General features: G+C 29.3%; 17 protein-coding genes. 10 read left to right on the top strand and 7 right to left on the bottom strand.

Annotated elements, in window-relative coordinates:
* Nucleotides 1-59 precede the first annotated feature (59 nt).
* The 3 genes from BUA86_RS10820 to BUA86_RS10810 all read right to left on the bottom strand — a co-directional run bounded on the left by BUA86_RS10820 (nt 60) and on the right by BUA86_RS10810 (nt 2,774).
* Nucleotides 60-332, bottom strand: a complete 273-nt coding sequence (locus tag BUA86_RS10820; RefSeq protein WP_072932603.1) for a hypothetical protein — start codon at nt 330-332, stop codon at nt 60-62.
* Between the two features lie 157 nt (nt 333-489).
* On the bottom strand, nt 490-984 hold the full coding sequence (locus BUA86_RS10815; RefSeq protein WP_178300415.1) for a DUF4252 domain-containing protein: 495 nt from the start codon (nt 982-984) through the stop codon (nt 490-492).
* Between the two features lie 50 nt (nt 985-1,034).
* On the bottom strand, nt 1,035-2,774 hold the full coding sequence (locus BUA86_RS10810) for a 1-deoxy-D-xylulose-5-phosphate synthase (protein ID WP_072932599.1): 1,740 nt from the start codon (nt 2,772-2,774) through the stop codon (nt 1,035-1,037).
* A gap of 73 nt (nt 2,775-2,847) precedes the next feature.
* Between BUA86_RS10810 and BUA86_RS10805 the strand changes: the two genes are divergently transcribed.
* Genes BUA86_RS10805 through BUA86_RS10790 form a run of 4 tightly spaced genes read left to right on the top strand, consistent with a single transcriptional unit; the run spans nt 2,848 to nt 6,490 of the window.
* Entirely contained in the window at nt 2,848-3,426 is a 579-nt protein-coding gene (locus tag BUA86_RS10805; RefSeq protein ID WP_072932598.1) for a DUF3109 family protein, read from the top strand.
* A 7-nt stretch (nt 3,427-3,433) separates the two neighbouring features.
* Nucleotides 3,434-5,095, top strand: coding sequence for a DUF6909 family protein (locus BUA86_RS10800; protein ID WP_072932596.1), 1,662 nt, complete (start codon nt 3,434-3,436; stop codon nt 5,093-5,095).
* 5 nt (nt 5,096-5,100) lie between these two features.
* Nucleotides 5,101-6,111, top strand: coding sequence for a Gfo/Idh/MocA family protein (locus BUA86_RS10795; RefSeq protein ID WP_072932595.1), 1,011 nt, complete (start codon nt 5,101-5,103; stop codon nt 6,109-6,111).
* Nucleotides 6,092-6,490, top strand: coding sequence for an acyl-CoA thioesterase (locus tag BUA86_RS10790; protein ID WP_072932593.1), 399 nt, complete (start codon nt 6,092-6,094; stop codon nt 6,488-6,490). The genes BUA86_RS10795 and BUA86_RS10790 overlap by 20 nt, the downstream gene beginning before the upstream one ends.
* Before the next feature lie 67 nt (nt 6,491-6,557).
* On the opposite strand, the gene BUA86_RS10785 is transcribed toward BUA86_RS10790, so the two are convergent.
* Both BUA86_RS10785 and BUA86_RS10780 read right to left on the bottom strand, forming a co-directional pair.
* The gene (locus tag BUA86_RS10785; RefSeq protein ID WP_072932592.1) at nt 6,558-7,079 is read right to left on the bottom strand and encodes an acyl-CoA thioesterase; all 522 of its coding nucleotides are present in this window, start codon (nt 7,077-7,079) and stop codon (nt 6,558-6,560) included.
* 116 nt (nt 7,080-7,195) lie between these two features.
* The gene (locus BUA86_RS10780; protein ID WP_072932591.1) at nt 7,196-8,290 is read right to left on the bottom strand and encodes an HU domain-containing protein; all 1,095 of its coding nucleotides are present in this window, start codon (nt 8,288-8,290) and stop codon (nt 7,196-7,198) included.
* 87 nt (nt 8,291-8,377) lie between these two features.
* Between BUA86_RS10780 and dprA the strand changes: the two genes are divergently transcribed.
* From dprA to BUA86_RS10750, 6 genes are all read left to right on the top strand, one after another.
* Complete coding sequence (gene dprA, locus BUA86_RS10775) at nt 8,378-9,475, top strand: DNA-processing protein DprA (protein ID WP_072932589.1); 1,098 nt, start codon at nt 8,378-8,380, stop codon at nt 9,473-9,475.
* 57 nt (nt 9,476-9,532) lie between these two features.
* Nucleotides 9,533-11,782 (top strand): type IX secretion system anionic LPS delivery protein PorZ, encoded by a 2,250-nt coding sequence (porZ, locus tag BUA86_RS10770; RefSeq protein WP_083580353.1) that lies wholly within the window; start codon nt 9,533-9,535, stop codon nt 11,780-11,782.
* Nucleotides 11,782-12,501 carry a DNA repair protein RecO gene (gene recO / locus BUA86_RS10765; RefSeq protein ID WP_072932586.1) on the top strand — a complete coding sequence of 240 codons (720 nt, stop codon included), beginning with the start codon at nt 11,782-11,784 and terminating at the stop codon, nt 12,499-12,501. Before porZ ends, recO begins: the two co-directional genes overlap by 1 nt.
* A gap of 143 nt (nt 12,502-12,644) precedes the next feature.
* Nucleotides 12,645-13,082, top strand: a complete 438-nt coding sequence (locus tag BUA86_RS10760) for a hypothetical protein (protein WP_143147305.1) — start codon at nt 12,645-12,647, stop codon at nt 13,080-13,082.
* Nucleotides 13,083-13,230: 148 nt separating this feature from the next.
* Nucleotides 13,231-14,379, top strand: coding sequence for a cytochrome-c peroxidase (locus BUA86_RS10755; protein ID WP_072932582.1), 1,149 nt, complete (start codon nt 13,231-13,233; stop codon nt 14,377-14,379).
* 64 nt (nt 14,380-14,443) lie between these two features.
* Nucleotides 14,444-15,463, top strand: a complete 1,020-nt coding sequence (locus BUA86_RS10750) for a T9SS type A sorting domain-containing protein (RefSeq protein ID WP_072932580.1) — start codon at nt 14,444-14,446, stop codon at nt 15,461-15,463.
* Between the two features lie 79 nt (nt 15,464-15,542).
* Here the strand turns inward: BUA86_RS10750 and BUA86_RS10745 are convergent, their stop codons facing one another.
* On the bottom strand, nt 15,543-16,907 hold the full coding sequence (locus BUA86_RS10745; RefSeq protein WP_072932578.1) for a RagB/SusD family nutrient uptake outer membrane protein: 1,365 nt from the start codon (nt 16,905-16,907) through the stop codon (nt 15,543-15,545).
* Between the two features lie 12 nt (nt 16,908-16,919).
* Nucleotides 16,920-19,685: a SusC/RagA family TonB-linked outer membrane protein gene (locus BUA86_RS10740; protein ID WP_072932577.1), complete on the bottom strand. Its 2,766-nt coding sequence runs from the start codon at nt 19,683-19,685 to the stop codon at nt 16,920-16,922.
* Nucleotides 19,686-19,811 lie beyond the last annotated feature (126 nt).

The raw sequence follows: 19,811 nt of genomic DNA, 5'->3' as shown, positions 1-19,811 counted from the left end.
AATTTAAAGATGTGACGATTTTGTAGTTTACGGTTAAGTAAGTAATCAGTATACTATTTTTAATTTAAATGATTAAAGTAAATTTCATTATTTGTAATAATCGCATAATGTAATTCGTATAAATTAGAAATCTCTTTTGCAACTATTAATTCTTTTTCTATTTCATCAACTAATTGTTGATGATTATCACATTCGATAAGGTTGGTAATCCATAATTTATTTGGATTAATAGATTCCCAATTTAACGAGTTTAAGTGCTCGAAAAAAACTTCTTTTTGTGCAGTTGTACATTCCGAAAAATCTAATGCAACTCGAATAGAAATGTCACTCATTAATAACTAATTTTCACAAATGTAATAGCGAGATTTTGTTATAAATTACGGTTTTCCATAAAAACCCTAAATAAATGATTTATAACACCTTTTTTTATGAAAAAAAATACCCCAAAGAAATTCTTTGGGGTTGATTTATTAAGCTGAGTTTTAAAAATTATTTCAGAATTTCTGCTAAATTTTCAATGTCATCAGTATTGATATTTTCTAACGCTTTATCTAATTCTGCTCTTGTAATATCTAATTTAGAATCGATAACTAAAACATTACTTAAGCCATTAATTCCAAAAATCATTTTATTTACTCGTCCATTTTGCTCTTTAAGTGCAACATTTAGATTGTTATTTTTAGATTTTAATTTAATTAAATTCTCAAAATTTTCTCCTCTAAAAGAAGATTGTAAATCTTTAATTACACGGTTTTGTTTACCTTGACCAGCATCGCTAATTACGAATACTTTTGCAGACTTTATGTAATTAAATAAATCTGTTCCACCAGCTTTTCCTGCTAGCTTTAAAGCAAAAGAAGGTAAAGGAATAACAGTTGCTTGTTTATCATACTTTGTGTAAAACTCTTGCATGTTTTTTGTTGTTCCACAAGCCTGTAAAATCAATAGTATAGCAACAAATGATAATCCGATTATTTTTTTCATTTTTTTATTTATTAAGATCATAAAAACTCTTACAACTCTTGTACCGAAAATTAAAGATAATTCAAAATCATTTGTAAAATAGACAAATCATCTAAACCAACCATTTCTTCTAATTCTTTAATTGATGCATGTTCTATAAATTCATCGGGATAACCATTAATTGTCGTATTACCTTTGTAATGAATAGAGTTTAAAAACTCTAAAACTCCACTTCCAAATCCTCCTTTTTTTATACCGTCTTCAAAAGTTAGTATCGTATCATATTTTAAAGAAATAGCTTTTAATCTAGACTCATCTAAAGGTTTAATAAAAGGAAAATCTATCAATGCAATTTTATCTTGTAAATTATTCTGTTCAATTATTTTCTCTATTCGAGAACTTATTAATCCAGTTGAAAGAATAGCTAATTTATTTCCTTCGAAGATAATTTCAGATTTTCCAATTTCTATTTTCTCATATGTTGAATCTGGACTTAATGGGATTTCGTTCTTTGGATAACGAATAGCAAAAGGCTGTTTTGTAAATTGAGCTGTATAAAGAAGATTTCTAAAATCTTTTTCATTTCTTGGAGATGAAACAATCATATTAGGAACTTCTCTTAAAAAAGAAATATCAAATATTCCGTGATGTGTAGCACCATCTGTCCCAACAAAACCAGCTCTATCTATACAAAAAACTACATGAAGGTTTTGTAAAGCAATATCATGAATAACTTGATCGTAGGCACGTTGCAAAAATGTTGAATAAATAACACAGTACGGGACAGTGTTTTGTGTGGCTAAACCAGCTGCAAATGTTACAGCATGTTGTTCAGCAATACCAACATCTATTACTCGATCTGGAAATTGATTTCGACTTTTTATTAAACTACTTCCAGTTAGCATTGCTGGCGTAATTGCAACAATTTTAGAGTTATTTTTTAATAAATCTAATAAAGTTTCTCCAAAAATATCTTGGTATGTTGTAGATGATTTAGATTGTGAAATTTCTCCAGTTAATTTATTAAATAAACCTGGAGCATGCCACTTAACTTGATCAATTTCTGCTAGATCGTATCCTTTTCCTTTTATAGTTTTTATATGTAAAACTTTAGGACCTTTTATGGAGTTTGCTTTATCGAATGCAGAAAAAAGTTCTTCGAAATTATGACCGTCAATTGTTCCAATAAAATTTAAACCAAAATTGGTAAAAATATTTTCGGTTTGATTTTCTAATGATTTAAAATATTTTTTTAATCCACCAACAGAATCATCAATTCCAATATTATTATCATTTAAGATAATTAAGACATCTAAATCTGTTGAACCAAGATGGTTGAGCGCTTCCAAACTCATTCCAGAAGTAATAGATGCATCGCCAATAATGGCAATATGTTTTCGGTTAATTTGATTTATTTTATCTGCGGTAGCCATTCCAACAATTGCCGAAACGGATGTTGAAGAATGTCCAGTTCCAAATGTATCAAATTCGCTTTCTGTTCGAGAAGGGAAACCAGAGATTCCATTTTTTTGTCTTAATGAATCAAAAAGTTGTTGTCTACCAGTTAAAATTTTATGTGGATAAGATTGATGTCCAACATCCCAAATTAACAAATCTTCTGGTGTATTATAGTAATAATGTAGTGCAATTGTAAGCTCTACAACACCTAAACTAGCGCCTAAATGTCCTGGTTTTACGCTTAAAGTATCTAAAATAAACTCGCGCATCTCGTAAGCTAACGCAGTTAACTGAGTTGTATCTAAAGCTCTAAGTTGCTTAGGATGACTTATTTTTGAAAGAATGTTATTCATTATTATTATACAAAATTACATTTTTCTAAGTAATTATTCGTATATTTGCACGTTACAAAATTTAATGTAACTTATGTTCCAAATAGGAAAGACCCTTGTATCTGAAGAACTACTAAATGAAGATTTTGTTTGTAATTTAAACAAATGTAAAGGGATATGTTGTGTAGAAGGCGATGCCGGAGCACCACTAGACGAAGATGAACTTACCATTTTAGACGATATTTATCAAGATGTAAAACCTTATTTACGCGCAGAAGGAATTGCCGTAATTGAGGAAGAAGGTAAATATACAATGGATTCTGACGGAGATTGGGTAACACCATTAGTCAATAATAGAGAATGTGCATATTTAGTTTTTGAGGAAAATGGCTTCTCAAAATGTGGAATAGAAAAAGCATATGAAGAAGGAAAAATTGATTATAAAAAACCTATTTCTTGTCATTTATATCCAGTTCGTATTAAGGAATATTCAAATTTCACTGCAGTCAACTATGACGTATGGGATATTTGCTCAGATGCTTGTACCTTAGGAAAAGAATTAAAAGTTAATGTAGCAACTTTTGCAAAAGATTCTTTAGTTAGAAAATTTGGAACAGAATGGTACGATGAATTAATGACAATTCAAAATGAACTAAACAACCAGAAAAAATAAAATTATTATGTCAATAACAAGAGCAAGAAGATCTACTGATGCTATCGAGAAATTATATATCTCAATGCGTCATTTATTTCATAGAGGAGTGTACCGTCCATCTGGTGCACCTGGAAAAATATTAAGAAATTTATTATTTGAAATTGATCCTGAAATTTATGGATCAATGACAGATCCAAATAAAGTTGAATTAAGTGGTTTAATGTATGTTTTAGATCGTTTACCTGAAGGAATAGTTGAAACACCTTATGTGTGTTTTACTTCTGATGAAGGATACGATAGATCTATTTTTACACCAATAATTCCTGCAAAACGTCGTCGTTTTTGTTATCGTATAGATGACGATCAAATGAACATAGAAATATCTCGTGGTCGTTCTGATATTTACGATGTTTTAACGCATTTAACTTTTTTATACAATGAAGCAGACAAAATTAGAAATCGTGCATTTAGTAATGATACGCTTACTAAGAATAGAGTTTGGGAATTTATAGAAGAAGTAGTTTTTAGTAAATCAGAAATATCTCGTAAAGATCGTGAAGTAGCTTTAATGCATTTATCTACTATTTTAGGTAGAACATTCGAAGAAACGCAAGCAATACACAGTTATTTTGGAACAAACGAAGACAAAGATCGTTTTTTCAGAATTGTTTATTGGATGGGTTATACAAGTCAACAAGACCGTATAGGGACTAAAAAACGTGAGGTTACTTTTACATCGACATTAAGAGAGTCTATTGGTCATCACATGATTGGTGAAAAATGGGCAAATGAGATTAAAAGAGTATTATTTGAAAATAATCTTCAAGATAAAAACATTCACATCGTTTCAGCTAATATGCACAGTGTATCTAATATGTTGTATGCCTATGATGGATTGAAAAGAAAGTTTAAAAATGATGGTGTAGAAATTTACGAAGATTTAAGTGCTGCAAACAACAAAATCTTAAGAGATTCGTTAAATGAATACACACAACAAAATGGCTTAATCTATATCAAAGATCAGTCAGGAACAAATATAGATGTTCAGATTATTGATTTAGAAAAAGTAAATGTGACAAATTCGGCATTTTCTTATGCAAAAGATAAAAACAATGAGGTTATCATTGTAATGGATTATGCATTTGGAGAGCAGGCTTTTGAAGCAATGGACGAACTTTTAAAACCTTATAAAGTAGGAGATATTCGTTTTAAAATGAATGTTAAATCTGTTGCAATTATGGGTAAAGCCGGAATTTTAGAAGGTGTAAAAGGAGACATTATGATTGCTACTGCTCACGTATTTGAAGGAACAACAGATAATTATGTTTTTGATAACGAATTATCAGCTTCAGATTTCGAAGGGCAAGGATTAGGAGTATATGAAGGACCTATGATTTCAGTTTTAGGAACATCATTACAGAATAAAGATATTTTAGAATATTTTAAAAATTCATCTTTCCAAGCAATCGGATTAGAAATGGAAGGAGCACATTATCAAAAAGCAATTCAGGTTGCTTCTAAGATAAGACATCACATAGATAAAGATGTAAAAGTAATGTATGCATATTACGCTTCAGATAATCCATTAGAAACAGGGAGCACATTAGCTTCAGGAGGATTAGGTTTAACTGGTGTAAAACCAACTTACTTAATTACTCAAAAAATATTAGAGAAAATTATTAAATAGATTTAATGAAGAATTTTTCCATATTAGGCTTTGGTCATATCGGACGTGTTCATCAACAAGCAATAGAGGAAGCAGAAAATGCTCAATTAATTTCTATAATAGATTTTAATCTTCCAGAAGATTTATCTGTTAAAGGTTACTCTACTTTAGAAGGTTTTTTAATAGAAGACCAAGAAACAGATGTTGTTGTTATTGCAACGCCAAATGGTTTGCATAGAGAACACGCTATTCGTTGTCTAAAAGCTGGGAAAAATGTTTTAATTGAAAAACCTATTGCATTAACAGTAGAAGATACTGTTGAGATATTAAGAGTTGCAGAAGAAAAAAAACTTCGTGTTTTTACTTCTATGCAGCTTCGTTTTTCTCCAGTAGTTCAGTATGTTAAAAATCTGATTGATAACAATTGTTTAGGTAAAATCTTTATGGTTAATATCAATTGTTATTGGAATAGAAATAAAAATTATTATAAATTGAGAGAATGGCACGGAAGCCACGAAATGGATGGAGGTGTTTTATTTACGCAATTTTCTCATTTTATAGATATTATGAATTTCTGGTTTGATGAGGTAAAATGTACAGCTTCTAAGAGTTATAATTTTACACATGAACAAATAACAGATTTTGATGATTCTGGATGTATAAACTTTACGGCTAATGATGCAATTGGAAATATGATTTATACAACTTCTGTTTTTAATAAAAATTTTGAAAGTAATATTACTATTATTTCAGAGAAAGGAACAATTAAAATAGGAGATCAATATCTTAATCAGATGATTTATTCTGATCTTAAAAATGTATGTTGTTCTCAGAAAATATCAACAGAACAGAAAAATTTTCACTCTAATTTAGTTACAGAAATTTCGGATGCTATGTTGTTTAATAATGAGTCTTTGTTAGATGGAAAAAATGCGTTAAATTTAGTGAAGTTTATCACTGATGCTAATTTTATGGCATCCAATAATAATAAAGAGATAACCAGAACAACAGATAACTATGAAATTTCACACGCGTAAATGGGTAAAACCAGAGGATTTAAATCCAAATAAAACATTATTTGGAGGAAAGCTTTTAGCTTGGATAGATGAGGAAGCAGCATTATATAGTGTTGTACAATTAGAAAACTCTCACGTTGTAACCAAATATATGTCTGAGATAAATTTTATGGCATCTGCGCGAGAAGGTGATATTGTAGAAATAGGAACTGAAGTTGTAAAGTTTGGAACTACTTCATTAATTCTTCGTTGCGAAGTTAGAAACAAAATGACGCATGAAACAATTATAACAGTAGAAAATATTACAATGGTTAATCTAGATGAAAATGGGAAACCAAAACCACATGGTAAAACACAAGTGGAATACGTAATAGATAGATTGACAAGAAAAATACTTTAAATTTTTTATCAAAATATAAAAGCAATAAAAAAGGAACCTTATATAAGGTTCCTTTTTTATTTTGTCTTTATTCTGTTATAAATAATGATTTTAATTCGTGAGCATCAGCAGGATCCATTCTTCCAGCTAATATTAAGCTTAATTGCTTACGACGTAAAGCGGCATTGTAACGCTCTATTTCAAGTTCAGTTTCTGGAATTAATTCCGGAACTCTAACTGGTTTATTATCATTGTCAACAGCTACAAATGTGTAAATTCCTGTATTTGTTTTGTTATAAATACTATTATCATAATCGTATACATAAACATCTACATAAACTTCCATAGAAGAGTTGAATGCTCTTGTTACTTTAGATTCTAGCTTTACAGTACTTCCCATTGGAATAGGAATGTTAAATGCAACGTGATTTACACTTGCTGTAACAACAAGGTAACTTCCTCCATGCATTTTTGCAGAAATAGAAGAAATTCTATCCATAGAAGCTAATAATTCTCCTCCAAACATATTTCCTAAATTATTAGTTTCGTTGGGAAGGACTAAATTTGTCATTACAGATAAAGATTCTTTCGCTGTTTTTGCTTTTATCATAACTTTTATTTGTTGTGTGCAAATTTCTGTAAAATAATTGAGTTTATGAAACGATCTTTTTTCAAATAAAAATAGCTACCTAAGAAGATAGCTATTTACTATTTATAGTAATAATTTTAATTTTCTGTTCTAACCCAAGTACCAGGGTGTTTTTGGTTAATCTCATTCATGTATTTCTGAGCTTGCTCTACATTACCAAAACTATTATAAGTAACATAATAATAACGTCCTTTTACATAAGTAACGCCAGCATCTTTATAACCTTGTTTCTTTAATTCGCTAATTAAGCGATCTGCATCCTCTTTACGTTTAAGAGAAGCGGCAATAACTTGATATTTTTTAGAAGATTTTACAACTGTTTCCTTCTTTTCTTCCTTTTTAGAATCTGTTTTAACAACTTCTTTTTTCGCAGGTTTTTCTTTTACAATTGCTGTAACTTCTTTCTCGTTTTCGTTAATTTTAGTTTCTTTTACAACAGTAATTTCAACTTTTTTAGGAACTTCAACAGAATCTCTTACCATTTCAGCAATTTGATATTCTACTAAAGAAGGTTCAGAAATTGTTTGAGGCATGTTGTAAACATCGTATTTTACAAGACTTTCTTCTTTATTTTTAGAAATATCCTCTTTACCAAACATTGGTAAAACTAATCCGCTCCATTGTTCTGTAACAAATTTCTGTACAGGTTGAGGTGTGTTAAAATATAGATAACCACCAACAACGATTGGAATAAATGAGGCTGCAGCTAAGAATTTTGACATATGTTTGTTAGAAGATTTTGTTTCAGAAGAATCTAAAATATAATTTGCTTGTAGGTTAGAAAGTCCGTAAGAAGCAATAAAATAATTTTGTTCATTTTCAGGTTTGAAATCAATTTTTCCAATTTCATTAAACTGTAAAGTTCCAATATTTTTTAACGTCAATATTTTTCCCGCTCTCAAATGTTCTTGCCAAAAATAAACTTGCTCATTTATAAATGTTTGTGCATCGTTAAATGATTTGTATTCATCTATCACAATTTTATTCACTAAAACGCCATCATTTTTTGTTAAAGTAGAATTAAAGGAAAGATCTTTCTTAGGCGGAATAAATGTATTGGTTGCTTCATCAAAAGCAACATTTGCAGGATTAGATATAAATGCACCAAAGTTGGGTACAATTACACAATCGTGCTGAAATAATAGTTGACTTATATGCTCTTCTAACCTCATACTACGAAATTAACATTTTTTTTAGATTTTACAAAGATAAATACTTAAAATTATTCATACTTAATTAAATATTAATAATTTAACACAATGCAACCTAATTTACCTTACATATTAGCAATTTCTTTTCAGAGAGGAATAGGAGATGCTATGGCCAGAAAAATTATTCAATTTTTTGATTCCGCTGAAATTGCTTGGAATTCTAAACCAACAGATTTAATGAAAATTTCTGGAATAGGAAAACAATTAAGTCAAGATTTTGGAGATGAAAAATGGTTAGAATTGGCTTATGAAGAAATAGAATATTGTACTGAGAATAAAATAGATATTCTCACTTTTTATGATGAAGATTATCCTAATGTATTAAAAGAATGCATTGATGCACCATTAGTAATTTATACAAAAGGAAATATTGATTTTAATAAAATAGGTAAAAAGAATGTATCCATTGTTGGGACTAGAAAAATGTCTAATTATGGACGAAATTTTATAATTGAATTAATCGAAAATATAGCCGAATTTGATGTAAATATAATTAGTGGTTTAGCCTATGGATGCGATATCGAGGCACATTCGCAAGCATTAAGTAATAAACTTTCTACTTGGGCTGTAATGGGAACAAATTTCGATAGAATTTATCCAGCTGCTCATAAAAAAACTGCAGCAGAAATTTTAGAGAAAGGTTGCTGGATAACAGAACAACCAAGTTTTAGAAACCCTATTCCAGAAGCTTTTTTACAAAGAAATAGAATAATTGCAGGATTGTCCGATGTTACAATAGTTGTCGAATCTGCTTTTAAAGGAGGAAGTTTAGTTACCGCTAAGTTTGCAAACGAATATAATAGAGAAGTATTTGCATTACCAGGCAAAACAACTGATGCTTTGAGTTTGGGATGTAATTATTTAATTAAAACTCAACAAGCTTTTTTAATTGATAACTCTAAAGATATTGTGGAATATTTTAATTTTGATATAAAGAAAAATACACAGCAGCTCGATTTGTTTTTAACGTTCTCTGATGAAGAACAATTAATTTTAAACTACCTAAAAATGAATGGAAAACAACATATTGATAAAATGTCATTCGAACTTAATTTAAAATCTTACGAATTAATGCCTACTCTCTTAGAACTTGAATTAAAGCAAGCTATTAAAACACTTCCAGGTAAGTTTTACGATATAATCTGATAAGAATACAATTTTTAGTTGATTTTTTTGTTATTTATTACAGTATTTTTGTACAATATGAAGACAAAATTATTCTTTATCATCTCAATGATTTTCATTAGTTTGAATGCGCAAAATAATAGAGCGCGTTGGAACGATTTATTTTCTTACAATCGTGTTAATTTCCTTGAAGAAGTTAATGGAGTAATTTATTGTGGTTCAGAAAATGGAATATTTTTATTTAATCCACAAAATCCAACAGCAGATTGGATAAAACTTAATAAAACAAACTTCCTAAATAATATTGCAATTTCTGCAATGGCTTATGATAAAGCTTCAGATTCTTTTTTAGTAGGTTACGAAAATGGAGGAATAGATTTATTGAAATCTGGAGAATCTACGATGGTTTTGGATATAAGATGGAATAATTTCAATGGAAGTAAAAAAGTTAATAATATTTTTATCCACAATGGAATTGCTTTTATTTCTGGAGCCTTTGGAGTTGTTTCTTACGATTTAACAGAAGAGGAGTTTAAAGAAACAACAAGAACTACTTTTGTTGTAAATGATGTAACAGTTTTTAACGAGACAATTTATTTAGCAACGTCGAATGGTATCTATTCTAGTGCTCTACAAAATAATTTAAATAATCCTAATATTAATTCGTGGATACCTATTAATGCAGGACAAAACGTAACGAATATTGAATTGTTTAATAATGATATTTTTTACTCTGTTAATAATAGTCTTAGATCTATAAATGGTATTTTCAATAATTATAATACAATTAGAAAACTAAAGTCTTCTAATGGACAGTTGGTAATAACACAAGATAATCAGGTTTCAGTATTAAATGGGAGTAGTTATACTAAACCAAACTACAGCTTTAACGATGCAATTTTTGTTAATAATAAAATTTATGCAGGTTCTTTAAGAGGTGGACTAACAGATTTATCTGCTGGTACAACAATGGATTATAAACCACAAGGACCTTATACAAATAATTCTTACTCGGTTACGGCGCAAAATGGTAAAGTTTGGATTGCCCCAGGAGGAATTGAGAACTTTAACAATTTGACATTTAATGCAGATGGTTTTTCATACTTTGATACAAAAAATTGGAAACATTATAGCTCAGAAAGTCTTGAAAATGCAAAAGACATTATAAAAATTGCAGTTGATCCTACAGATGATAATCATTTTATGGTTGTACCATATGCTGAAGTTATCAATTGGGGTCAAAAACAAATTGGTATTTTCGAGTTTGAAGCTGGGAAAACTCAACCAACACATATAACATCTCCATTACCTCAAGTTTATAGATTTGGAGGAGGAAGTTATGATAGTCAAGGGAATTTTTATCTTTCAGAAAGTTTTTATTGTAATGAGGCTTGTATGGCTAGTGGAGTGCCAAATTATGGTTTATTAAATGGAAATGTAAATTCATTAGCTGTAAAAATAAAAGGCGCTAATTGGAGAGTTGTACAACGAACAAATTTAGATGCATCGAATGCTTTATCTCCAATTATTGACAATAAATATATTTATGTCCCTCAAGCGAGGAGAGGAGGAGTTGCGATTATAAGAAAAGATAATTACGAAACGATAGGAAATATATTAAATACGGGAGACCAAACCTTACCAACAGATAATGTTTGGTCTGCAGCACTAGATAGAACAGGTAATCTTTGGATTGGTACAGCAGAAGGTTTAGCTGTAACCTATGGTATAGAAGGTGCAGCAGATAATGGTAATTTTTCTGCAGAACCTATTGTTATTATTCAAGATGGAATTCCTGAAGCTTTATTAACTGATATCGGAATTTATGCTATAAAAGTAGATAATGCAAATAGAAAGTGGATAGCTACTAATGGAGCAGGAGTTTATTATGTTTCTGAAAATGGCGAAGAAACAAAGTTTCATTTTACAACAAAAAATTCTCCTTTACCTTCTGATATTGTTTATGATGTTTCGTTAGATGAATCTAATGGGAAAGTATATTTTTCAACTGATAAAGGAGTTGTATCTTTTAATGGGGATGTTTCAACAGAATCTACAAATTTTAATCAAACAATAGCTTATCCGAATCCAGTTCGTCCTACATTCAAAGGCAATGTAACGATAAAGAATTTACCTAATAGAGCATTAGTAAAAATTACAGATGTTGTAGGAAATTTACTGTTCGAAAGAACTGCTGAAGGAGGAATTGTAGAATGGAATACAAATAATTCTAAAGGTAGGCCTGTTGCTTCTGGTATTTATTTGGTTTTAATGACAAATGCTGATGGAACAGAAACTAAAACCCTAAAAATTGCTGTTGTTCGCTAATGAAAGTTATAGAAACAAAAGCTGTAGTACTTTCTAGCTTAAAATATGGTGATACAAGTTTAATTGTACGCTGTTATACAGAACAAGAAGGATTAAAGTCCTTTATAGCGAAAGGTGTTTTTGCAAAAAAGAAGCGAAATACATCACTTTACTTTCCTTTAAATGAACTTGAAATTAGTTACACGCCAAAAGTATCTGAACAACACTTAGTTTATCTAAAATCAGCTCAAACAGTATATTATTATGAGTCGTTGCATTTTCATCCTATAAAATCAGCAATTATATTTTTCTTAGCAGAGATTTTAAATTTAGTTCTAAAAGAAGAGGCTTCAAATAGGGAGTTATATTTATACATTGATAATTCTTTAAAAGAGTTTGATCAAAAGAAAGATGATTTTGCTGATTTTCATTTAATATTTCTAATTCAATTATCTCATTTTCTAGGGTTTTATCCTAATTTAGAAGAAGATGGAATGCTATTCGATTTAGAAAATGGTTTTTTTACAAATACTAATTCTTCTATAAATATGTTGAAAGCCGATGAAACAGTTTTATTTAAAAAATTACTAGAACTTAATTTTACAGAAGAATCAAAAAATGTGTTTAATCAAGCGCAACGATCATTATTATTAGATATTTTGGTAAAATACTACCAAGTTCATACAAATAATTTTAAAAAACCTAACTCTTTACAAGTGTTACATCAGTTGTTTAATTAATGGCAAGGAATATAAATAATTCTAGGAGTAAAAAATCTAAGACTAAAGAAAAAAGAGTGAATAAGATTTATAATATTTCATCACTTATTTATTTTATTATAGTATATCAAATTTATACAAATGATAATACTATAATTTTTAATATGACATGGTCAATTTATCTCTTTCTGTTTTGTATACTGTATATTATTATCGTTATCATTTTTCAGTTTATTAAATCAATAAATGAAAATTTAGTAAAATATTTTGTTTCATTTATAATAGCATTCTTCTTATCAGTTCCGCTTTATTATGTATTTAAATCTAGTTTATCATATTTTTCTAAAACCCCAGTAGAGTTATATAATGCCAAAATTCTAGATGTAAGAGAAGGAAGATGGAAAAGAGGAGGTAAATATTTTAAAGCTGAGCTCCAGTTTAAAGAAAATATTGAGTCTATTGATTTATCAAAGAGTGAATTTGATAAATTGAAGAATATTAAACTAAGTAAAAATCATGCTATGATAAGATATAGAAAAACTATTTTTAATCTTTTTATAATTGATTCAATTAAAATTCAATCAAAATCTATAGAAGATTAATTATTAATATGGTTTTGATTTATTTTATTAGTTTAATACGTTTTCAATTAAGTTTCATTAAAAATTAATTCAAATCTAATTTCCATTGTTAAAAATTGAAAAATCTAATCAATAAAACAGTGTATATTTGCAACTAATTTTTTTGTAGATGAAAGGAAAATTTTTGTTTCTGATTGGTGTTGTTTGTTGTTTTATTTTGGTAGGATTTATACCAAAAGTAAAGATGGATGTAGAGAATATTGAAGATCCAACAATTGCAGATATTGTAAAAAGTTACAAAAAAAATATTGCCGAATGGCCTAAACCAACTATCGATAAAGGAGTTGTTTGGGAAGAGTTTTCTCCATTAGAAAGAGACCGTGATTTAGTTGCGAAACAAAAAGCTCCTTTAGCTGTTTTAGGTAAAATCTTATTCTTTGATCCGAAATTATCAGGATCTAATCAAATTTCTTGTAGTTCTTGTCATGATCCCGAATTAGCATGGAATGATTTAAGAGGAGTTTCTCTTGGTAATGAACATTTACGTGGAGCTAGAAATACACCTTCATTGTATAATGTTGGTAGTCGTAAATCTTTCTTTTGGGATGGTAGAGCTTCTACTTTAAAAGAACAAGCTGAAGGACCTATTTCTGCTCATCATGAGATGGCTATGGAGCCAAAGAAACTAGCAAAGAAACTAAAGAAGTACAAAGATTATAAAGCACTATTTGTAAATGCTTTTGGTGACGATGAAATAACATACGATCGCATAACAGATGCTTTAGCAAGTTTTCAAGAAACAATAGTTAGCCGCCCTACAAAATTTGATCGTTTTATGAAAGGTGACTACAAAGCAATGTCTGATGAAGAAATTTACGGAATGCATTTGTTTAGAACTAAAGCAAGATGTATGAACTGTCATAATGGAAAATACTTAACAGATGAGTCTTTTCATAATATTGGTTTAGCTTTTTATAAAACCAAATATGAAGATTTAGGAAGATATAATGTAACAAAAAACCTTGATGATTTAGGTAAATTTAAAACTCCACCATTAAGAGAATTGTTATCTACTAGACCATGGATGCACACGGGAGGATTTGTAGACTTAGAAGGGATTATAAACTTTTATAATGTTCGACCAAGTGATAAAAAAATGTTAGAGAATAAGAAAAATGATCCTATGTATCCTATTACTGATTCTCTTATAAAACCATTACATCTTACACGACCAGAAAAGCAAGCAATTGTTAGTTTCTTAAAAGTTTTGACGGGAACGAATAATAAAATGGAAAGACCAGAGTTTCCTGTTAAATAATTTATTTGACTTTAGTCTAAATAAATTAAATTTTCTTTTATACTTTTGTGAAAATTTTTTACACATGAGAAAAATATTTACAATTTTATCTTTTACAGCATTATCTGTTGTAAATGCACAATATGATGGTTTTAACTATACTACACCCTTAAATGATAATGGATGGACAACTCACTCTGGTAGTGTTATACTTTCTCCAGTTACAACACCATCGGATAATGGAAGTAGTTTATCATACGAAGGACTACCAAAATCAATAGGAAACAGAATTGTGTTAACTCCGACAGCTAATGTATCTGTTAACAAATCTTTTGAAACGTCAACTTCAACAGTAGCGTATGCTTCTTTTTTATTAAAAGTAGTAGACTTATCTAAGAATGTACCAGCAAATACTACAACTGGAGCACCTGCGGCCTTCTTTTTCTCTTTTTCAGCAAATGAAGAAACTGCAGTAAATGATGGAACGCAATCGGTTTCTAAAATAGGAATTAGAAAAGGAAGTACTGATAATACGTATAATATTTCTTTATTAAATACTACTGGAGGAACAATACCAGCTGATGAGATATTTGGTCAAAATCCAAAAAATTACAATTTAAATGAAACATATTTTGTTGTAATAAAATATGATATGTCTGGAGAAAAAGGGAAATCTAGTATTTGGGTTAACACTTTATCTGAGAATGAGGTATTACATACATCAGAAGCTGGAACATCTAGTAAATTACCAGTAGTTAGTAGCGTTATTGTAAGACAAAGAGCAAGTGCAGCACCAGGATTAGAGTTAGATGAAATTAGATTTGGATCAACTTGGAAAGAAGTTACAGAATCAACTTTATCTACTGGAGAAGTAGTTAATAAATCTAAAAACATTATTTCGAATACATTAGTTGTAGATCAATTTAAAGTATTAAGTAATCAAAAAACTTCTGTTGACATTTATTCTTTAAATGGACAATTAGTCAAAACTGTTCAAGTTGCACCTCAAAATGCAGTAAATATCTCTAACTTACCAAGTGGAGTATATATTGTTAAGATTGTAGAAGGTAACAAAACATACACTCAGAAAATAGTTAAGAAATAAGATATATTTCGATAATATAAAAAAGGAGTTTTCATTTAATGAAAACTCCTTTTTGTTTATATAGGCTTTTTATTCGAAATTAATAACCAGGATTTTGTTTTAAACTGGTATTAACTTCAATGGATTTCCTTGGAATAGGAGCAACAAATTTATCATTAGGATAAGTCATGTTACAGTTGTTAGAAATACATCCGTTATTTCTAACAATATTTTTATGATTACGCATTAAATCATAAAAATATTTATTTTCAAAAACAAATTCTTTTCTTTTTTCAATTAAAAGCTCATCAATATTAATTGAATTTACCTCTACTAATCCAGCTCTACGTCTAATTGTGTTTATATTTTCTAATGCTAAAATTGTATTTCCAGACTTCAATGCGGCTTCTGCACGAATAAAATATAACTCAGATAAACGATAGACTAAACCATTAATAGGAGTTGCATATTTTTTAGTGAAATAATATTTTCCACTTAGATTTATTAATTTTAATCGTTGATCATTTGTATCATATAAATCAATTACATCTTTAGAAATTACGTAAGCTGATGTTCCAGATTTAGGATTGTAAATATTTCTAATATAAGAATCATTTTCATTTGTATTAGTGATTTCAAAAATACTTTCGCTAACTGCAAAATTTACTGTATAATCATTTGTTTCAGCAAGCTGGATTCCAGAATTATCAATAACATCTGTAGAAAATGAAATTGCTTTAGTGTACTCCTGCTTATCCAAAGCTATTGATGCAGCTAATGTTTTAGCAGCATTAATATTCATGAAATTTTTAGTTGTTCCTACAGGAATAGCATGAGAACTTTGGAAAAGAGAAATGGCAGTTGTTAAATCATTTTCTAGAAGAGTATAACACTCACTAACTGTATTTCTAGCAGGATAATCTTTTCCTACAACTAATGTTCTTGTATTATAAACAATTCCTGGATGACTAGCATCTGAAGTAAATGTATAGTTTTGTGCATATACTTTCAACAACTGATAATGAATAAAAGCTCTCATAGCAAGTGCTTCGGCTTTGATTTGTTTATTTAATGATTCATCTACATCAGGAACATTATCAATGTTTTGTAAGATAAGATTGATATTATTAATAACTTGATAGCTATTAGAATAAAATAATGATAATTTAGAGTCTTCAGTTGCATAAATATCATCGCTATAATTGTACAAATTCTCAACCGCATTAGGAGCAGAGCTCAAAGAAAAAGCTATATTACCAGAAAGTAAATCTCCGTAAGTATAACTCTGTAAATTAAAAATTGTAGATCGAGTATTGTAATATACACCATTTAAAGCTTTTAAAGCACCTTCTTTCGTTGAAAATTGATCAGTAATAGAAATTTGTTCTACTGGTTCTATATCAAGAAAATCACTACAAGAGCTTAATCCTAAGCAGAATATAATTGGAATAATAAATTTTTTCATGTTCAATAAATTTTAAAAATTAACTCTGAATCCCATACTATAGGTTCTCATTTCAGGATACAGATATTTAAATTCTCTTACACCATTTCTATCATGTGGTGATTTTTCTTTGTACCAATACAAAACGTTAGATACATCCATAAAAATACTAGCAGCATCAATGAATGAAGTATCTTTCTTGATAGGTAATTGATAAGAAAAACTTACGTTTTGTAATTTAATATGTGTATTGTCATAAACATATTTACTACTATTTGCTATTGGAGCTTTGGAAGCGGGTTTTGCATTAAGAGCATTTGTATCCCCTGGTCCTGTCCAATAATCTAACGCATTTACACTCATGTTTCTATTACCGGAAATATTATATTTATCTATCAATTCTCCGTTAATTAGAATATCTCCACCTATTTGAAAATTAAATAATGCATTGAAAGTAAAATTACCTATTTGAATAGAATTCATAAACCCACCAATAGCTTCTGGTTGAGTATTTCCGATGATTTTTGTTTTATCAGCTGAAGGTGAGAATTGATTTGAATCTAAAATTTCACCATTTACATTATAACGATCTAATCCTGTTTCTGGATTTATACCTACCCATTCATATCCCCAAATAGCAGAAGTAGGAGCGCCTACTCTATTTGCTCTAGCTAGGGAAGCAACAGAATATTGGTCACCAAAGCCTAATATTTCAGTTACTTTATTTTGTACTGTACCAATATTAAATGATGTTGTCCATCTATTGTTTTTATTTTTTAACCAATGTACTCGTATGGATGCTTCTATACCTTTGTTATACATTGACGTTGCATTGATTTCTGCAGAAGTATACCCCGTTTCTAATGGTACAGGGCTACTTGTAATTATACTAGATTTATTATTTCTGTAGAGATCTACTGTAATATCAATACGATTCAATAAATTAATATCTAATCCAAGATTAAATTTTTCATCTTTTTCCCATCCTAAATTTTTATTTGGTGGCGAACTTGAATCTGGGTAAGAATAAAAATAATCATATATGAATCCATTTTGGTAAACATTGTAAAGTCCAGAAGAACGATAAGTCCCAATTCTAGAATTTCCAGTCATACCCCATGAAGCACGTAGTTTTAATACTTTTAATATCGTGCTATGCTTTAAGAAATCTTCATTTGAAATCATCCAGGCAAATCCTAATCCTCCATTTGGAGTTATCCCTTTATCTGAACCGAAAGAAGAACTTTCATCACGACGGATACTTCCTGTAAAGAAATATTTACTATCGTAATTATAGTTAATCTGAGCAAATGTACTTCTTCCATTTTGTTCAGTAGTACTTTCTCTATATGCGTAATTTGTTGCTTGCCATGGTTGTAAAATGTAATCTATAACAGCTGGGTAATTAGCTCCTGTAAATCCTGAGCCGGTAAAGTTTTCTTTATAATCTTTTGCCGATCTAACTTCAAGACCTAGTAAACCATCTATATGATGTTTCCCAAAGTCTTTATTGTATAATGCATGTACACTCCAGTTCCAATTAGTTCCATCAGATTTGTTAATTCTACTTCTTCCTCCAACATTGCTAGCGCTTTCGTTCATAGGAGTTTGCCAGCTCACATTATTCTTTTTTGAATAATCTATACCAAATACTGAACTAATTTTTATATCATTTGTTACTTGATATTCTGCATTAAGACTACTTAATAATGAGTTGTTTTCAGTATAAACTTTATTTTGTGTAGCTGCCGCTAAAGGATTTGTAATTCCTCTTGTTCCTGTTTTATTAAATTCACCATTTTCATCATATATAGGAATTGTTGGTGCAAGCACAAAACTGAAATAAGTATTAGGGTTGTTTTTGTAAAAATTATTATAAGCAGCAGATAAATTAACTCTAAATTTTTTTGTGTGATAACCAAGATTCAAGTCGATACCTTTTTTCTCTAAATAATTAAAAATTTTAGATTCATTGTTTTTAGAATAATCAACTCCAAATCGATATGTAAAATGATCTGTTCCTCCAGAAACACCAAAATTAGTCTTGAAATAATCACTTTCACGATTCATCACATCAAACCAATTTACATCAACACCATTCCATGGATCTTTATCTCCGTAAGCAGTTCTAATTTGTGCATGTTGTTCGCCACTTAAGTATTTTATTTTATTAATACTTGTTGAGATACCATATTGAGAAGAATAGGTAAATTTTGGTTTACTTTTTCTACCTTTTTTTGTTGTAATTAAAATAACTCCATTCGCAGCATCTGCACCATAAAGAGCAACAGCAGCAGCATCTTTTAAAATGGTAATGCTTTGTACATTATCAGTAGACAATCTAGCCAAAGGATTAATATTCATTTCAGCATTTACTCCACCATTAAAAAAAGGAATATTAGAAGCTTTATCTTCTCGCATATAGACTCCATCAATAATAATTAATGGTTGAGTAGAAGTTCCTGGAAGACCATTAACACCAACGATTGATCCTAATCCACGGATGTTAATATCCACAGGTTTACCAAGATCGGTATTATTCACAATTTGTACACCAGGATCTAGACCAGCAATCATTTTTTCAATACTCTCAAAAGGTTGTGAAATAATGATATCATCCTCCGTAAGTTGAGTTAACGAACCTACAACATCTTTTCTCTTACTCGTTGTTCCATAAGATGAGGTTACAATAACAGACTCTGCTAAATTTACTGTATCATTTTTTATAGGATCTTTCTCTTGAGCATTTACAGATAATGTTGCAAGAAGTAATCCAACAACTATAAAATTTTTTCTCATGTGTATCGTTTACTAAACATTGAAATAGTGGCTTATAGACTATTTTAATTTAGAACATTTATAATTAAGGTGCGAAATTAGTTCTTTTTTTGATAAAAAATTAAATATTTAAAATAATATATGTCA

This window comes from Chishuiella changwenlii, from assembly GCF_900142565.1.
GTDB classification, from domain to species: Bacteria; Bacteroidota; Bacteroidia; order Flavobacteriales; family Weeksellaceae; genus Empedobacter; species Empedobacter changwenlii.
This window is presented reverse-complemented; position numbering and strand designations above follow the sequence as displayed.

Excerpts from the sequence above, each read along its gene's own strand:
- BUA86_RS10750 (WP_072932580.1), top strand. The coding sequence starts at position 14,444 with ATGAGAAAAATATTTACAATTTTATCTTTTACAGCATTATCTGTTGTA.
- porZ (WP_083580353.1), top strand. The coding sequence starts at position 9,533 with ATGAAGACAAAATTATTCTTTATCATCTCAATGATTTTCATTAGTTTG.
- BUA86_RS10795 (WP_072932595.1), top strand. The coding sequence starts at position 5,101 with ATGAAGAATTTTTCCATATTAGGCTTTGGTCATATCGGACGTGTTCAT.
- BUA86_RS10810 (WP_072932599.1), bottom strand. The coding sequence starts at position 2,774 with ATGAATAACATTCTTTCAAAAATAAGTCATCCTAAGCAACTTAGAGCT.
- BUA86_RS10820 (WP_072932603.1), bottom strand. The coding sequence starts at position 332 with ATGAGTGACATTTCTATTCGAGTTGCATTAGATTTTTCGGAATGTACA.
- BUA86_RS10785 (WP_072932592.1), bottom strand. The coding sequence starts at position 7,079 with ATGATAAAAGCAAAAACAGCGAAAGAATCTTTATCTGTAATGACAAAT.
- recO (WP_072932586.1), top strand. The coding sequence starts at position 11,782 with ATGAAAGTTATAGAAACAAAAGCTGTAGTACTTTCTAGCTTAAAATAT.
- BUA86_RS10805 (WP_072932598.1), top strand. The coding sequence starts at position 2,848 with ATGTTCCAAATAGGAAAGACCCTTGTATCTGAAGAACTACTAAATGAA.
- BUA86_RS10780 (WP_072932591.1), bottom strand. The coding sequence starts at position 8,290 with ATGAGGTTAGAAGAGCATATAAGTCAACTATTATTTCAGCACGATTGT.
- BUA86_RS10790 (WP_072932593.1), top strand. The coding sequence starts at position 6,092 with ATGAAATTTCACACGCGTAAATGGGTAAAACCAGAGGATTTAAATCCA.
- BUA86_RS10815 (WP_178300415.1), bottom strand. The coding sequence starts at position 984 with ATGAAAAAAATAATCGGATTATCATTTGTTGCTATACTATTGATTTTA.
- dprA (WP_072932589.1), top strand. The coding sequence starts at position 8,378 with ATGCAACCTAATTTACCTTACATATTAGCAATTTCTTTTCAGAGAGGA.
- BUA86_RS10745 (WP_072932578.1), bottom strand. The coding sequence starts at position 16,907 with ATGAAAAAATTTATTATTCCAATTATATTCTGCTTAGGATTAAGCTCT.
- BUA86_RS10800 (WP_072932596.1), top strand. The coding sequence starts at position 3,434 with ATGTCAATAACAAGAGCAAGAAGATCTACTGATGCTATCGAGAAATTA.
- BUA86_RS10755 (WP_072932582.1), top strand. The coding sequence starts at position 13,231 with ATGAAAGGAAAATTTTTGTTTCTGATTGGTGTTGTTTGTTGTTTTATT.
- BUA86_RS10760 (WP_143147305.1), top strand. The coding sequence starts at position 12,645 with ATGACATGGTCAATTTATCTCTTTCTGTTTTGTATACTGTATATTATT.
- BUA86_RS10740 (WP_072932577.1), bottom strand. The coding sequence starts at position 19,685 with ATGAGAAAAAATTTTATAGTTGTTGGATTACTTCTTGCAACATTATCT.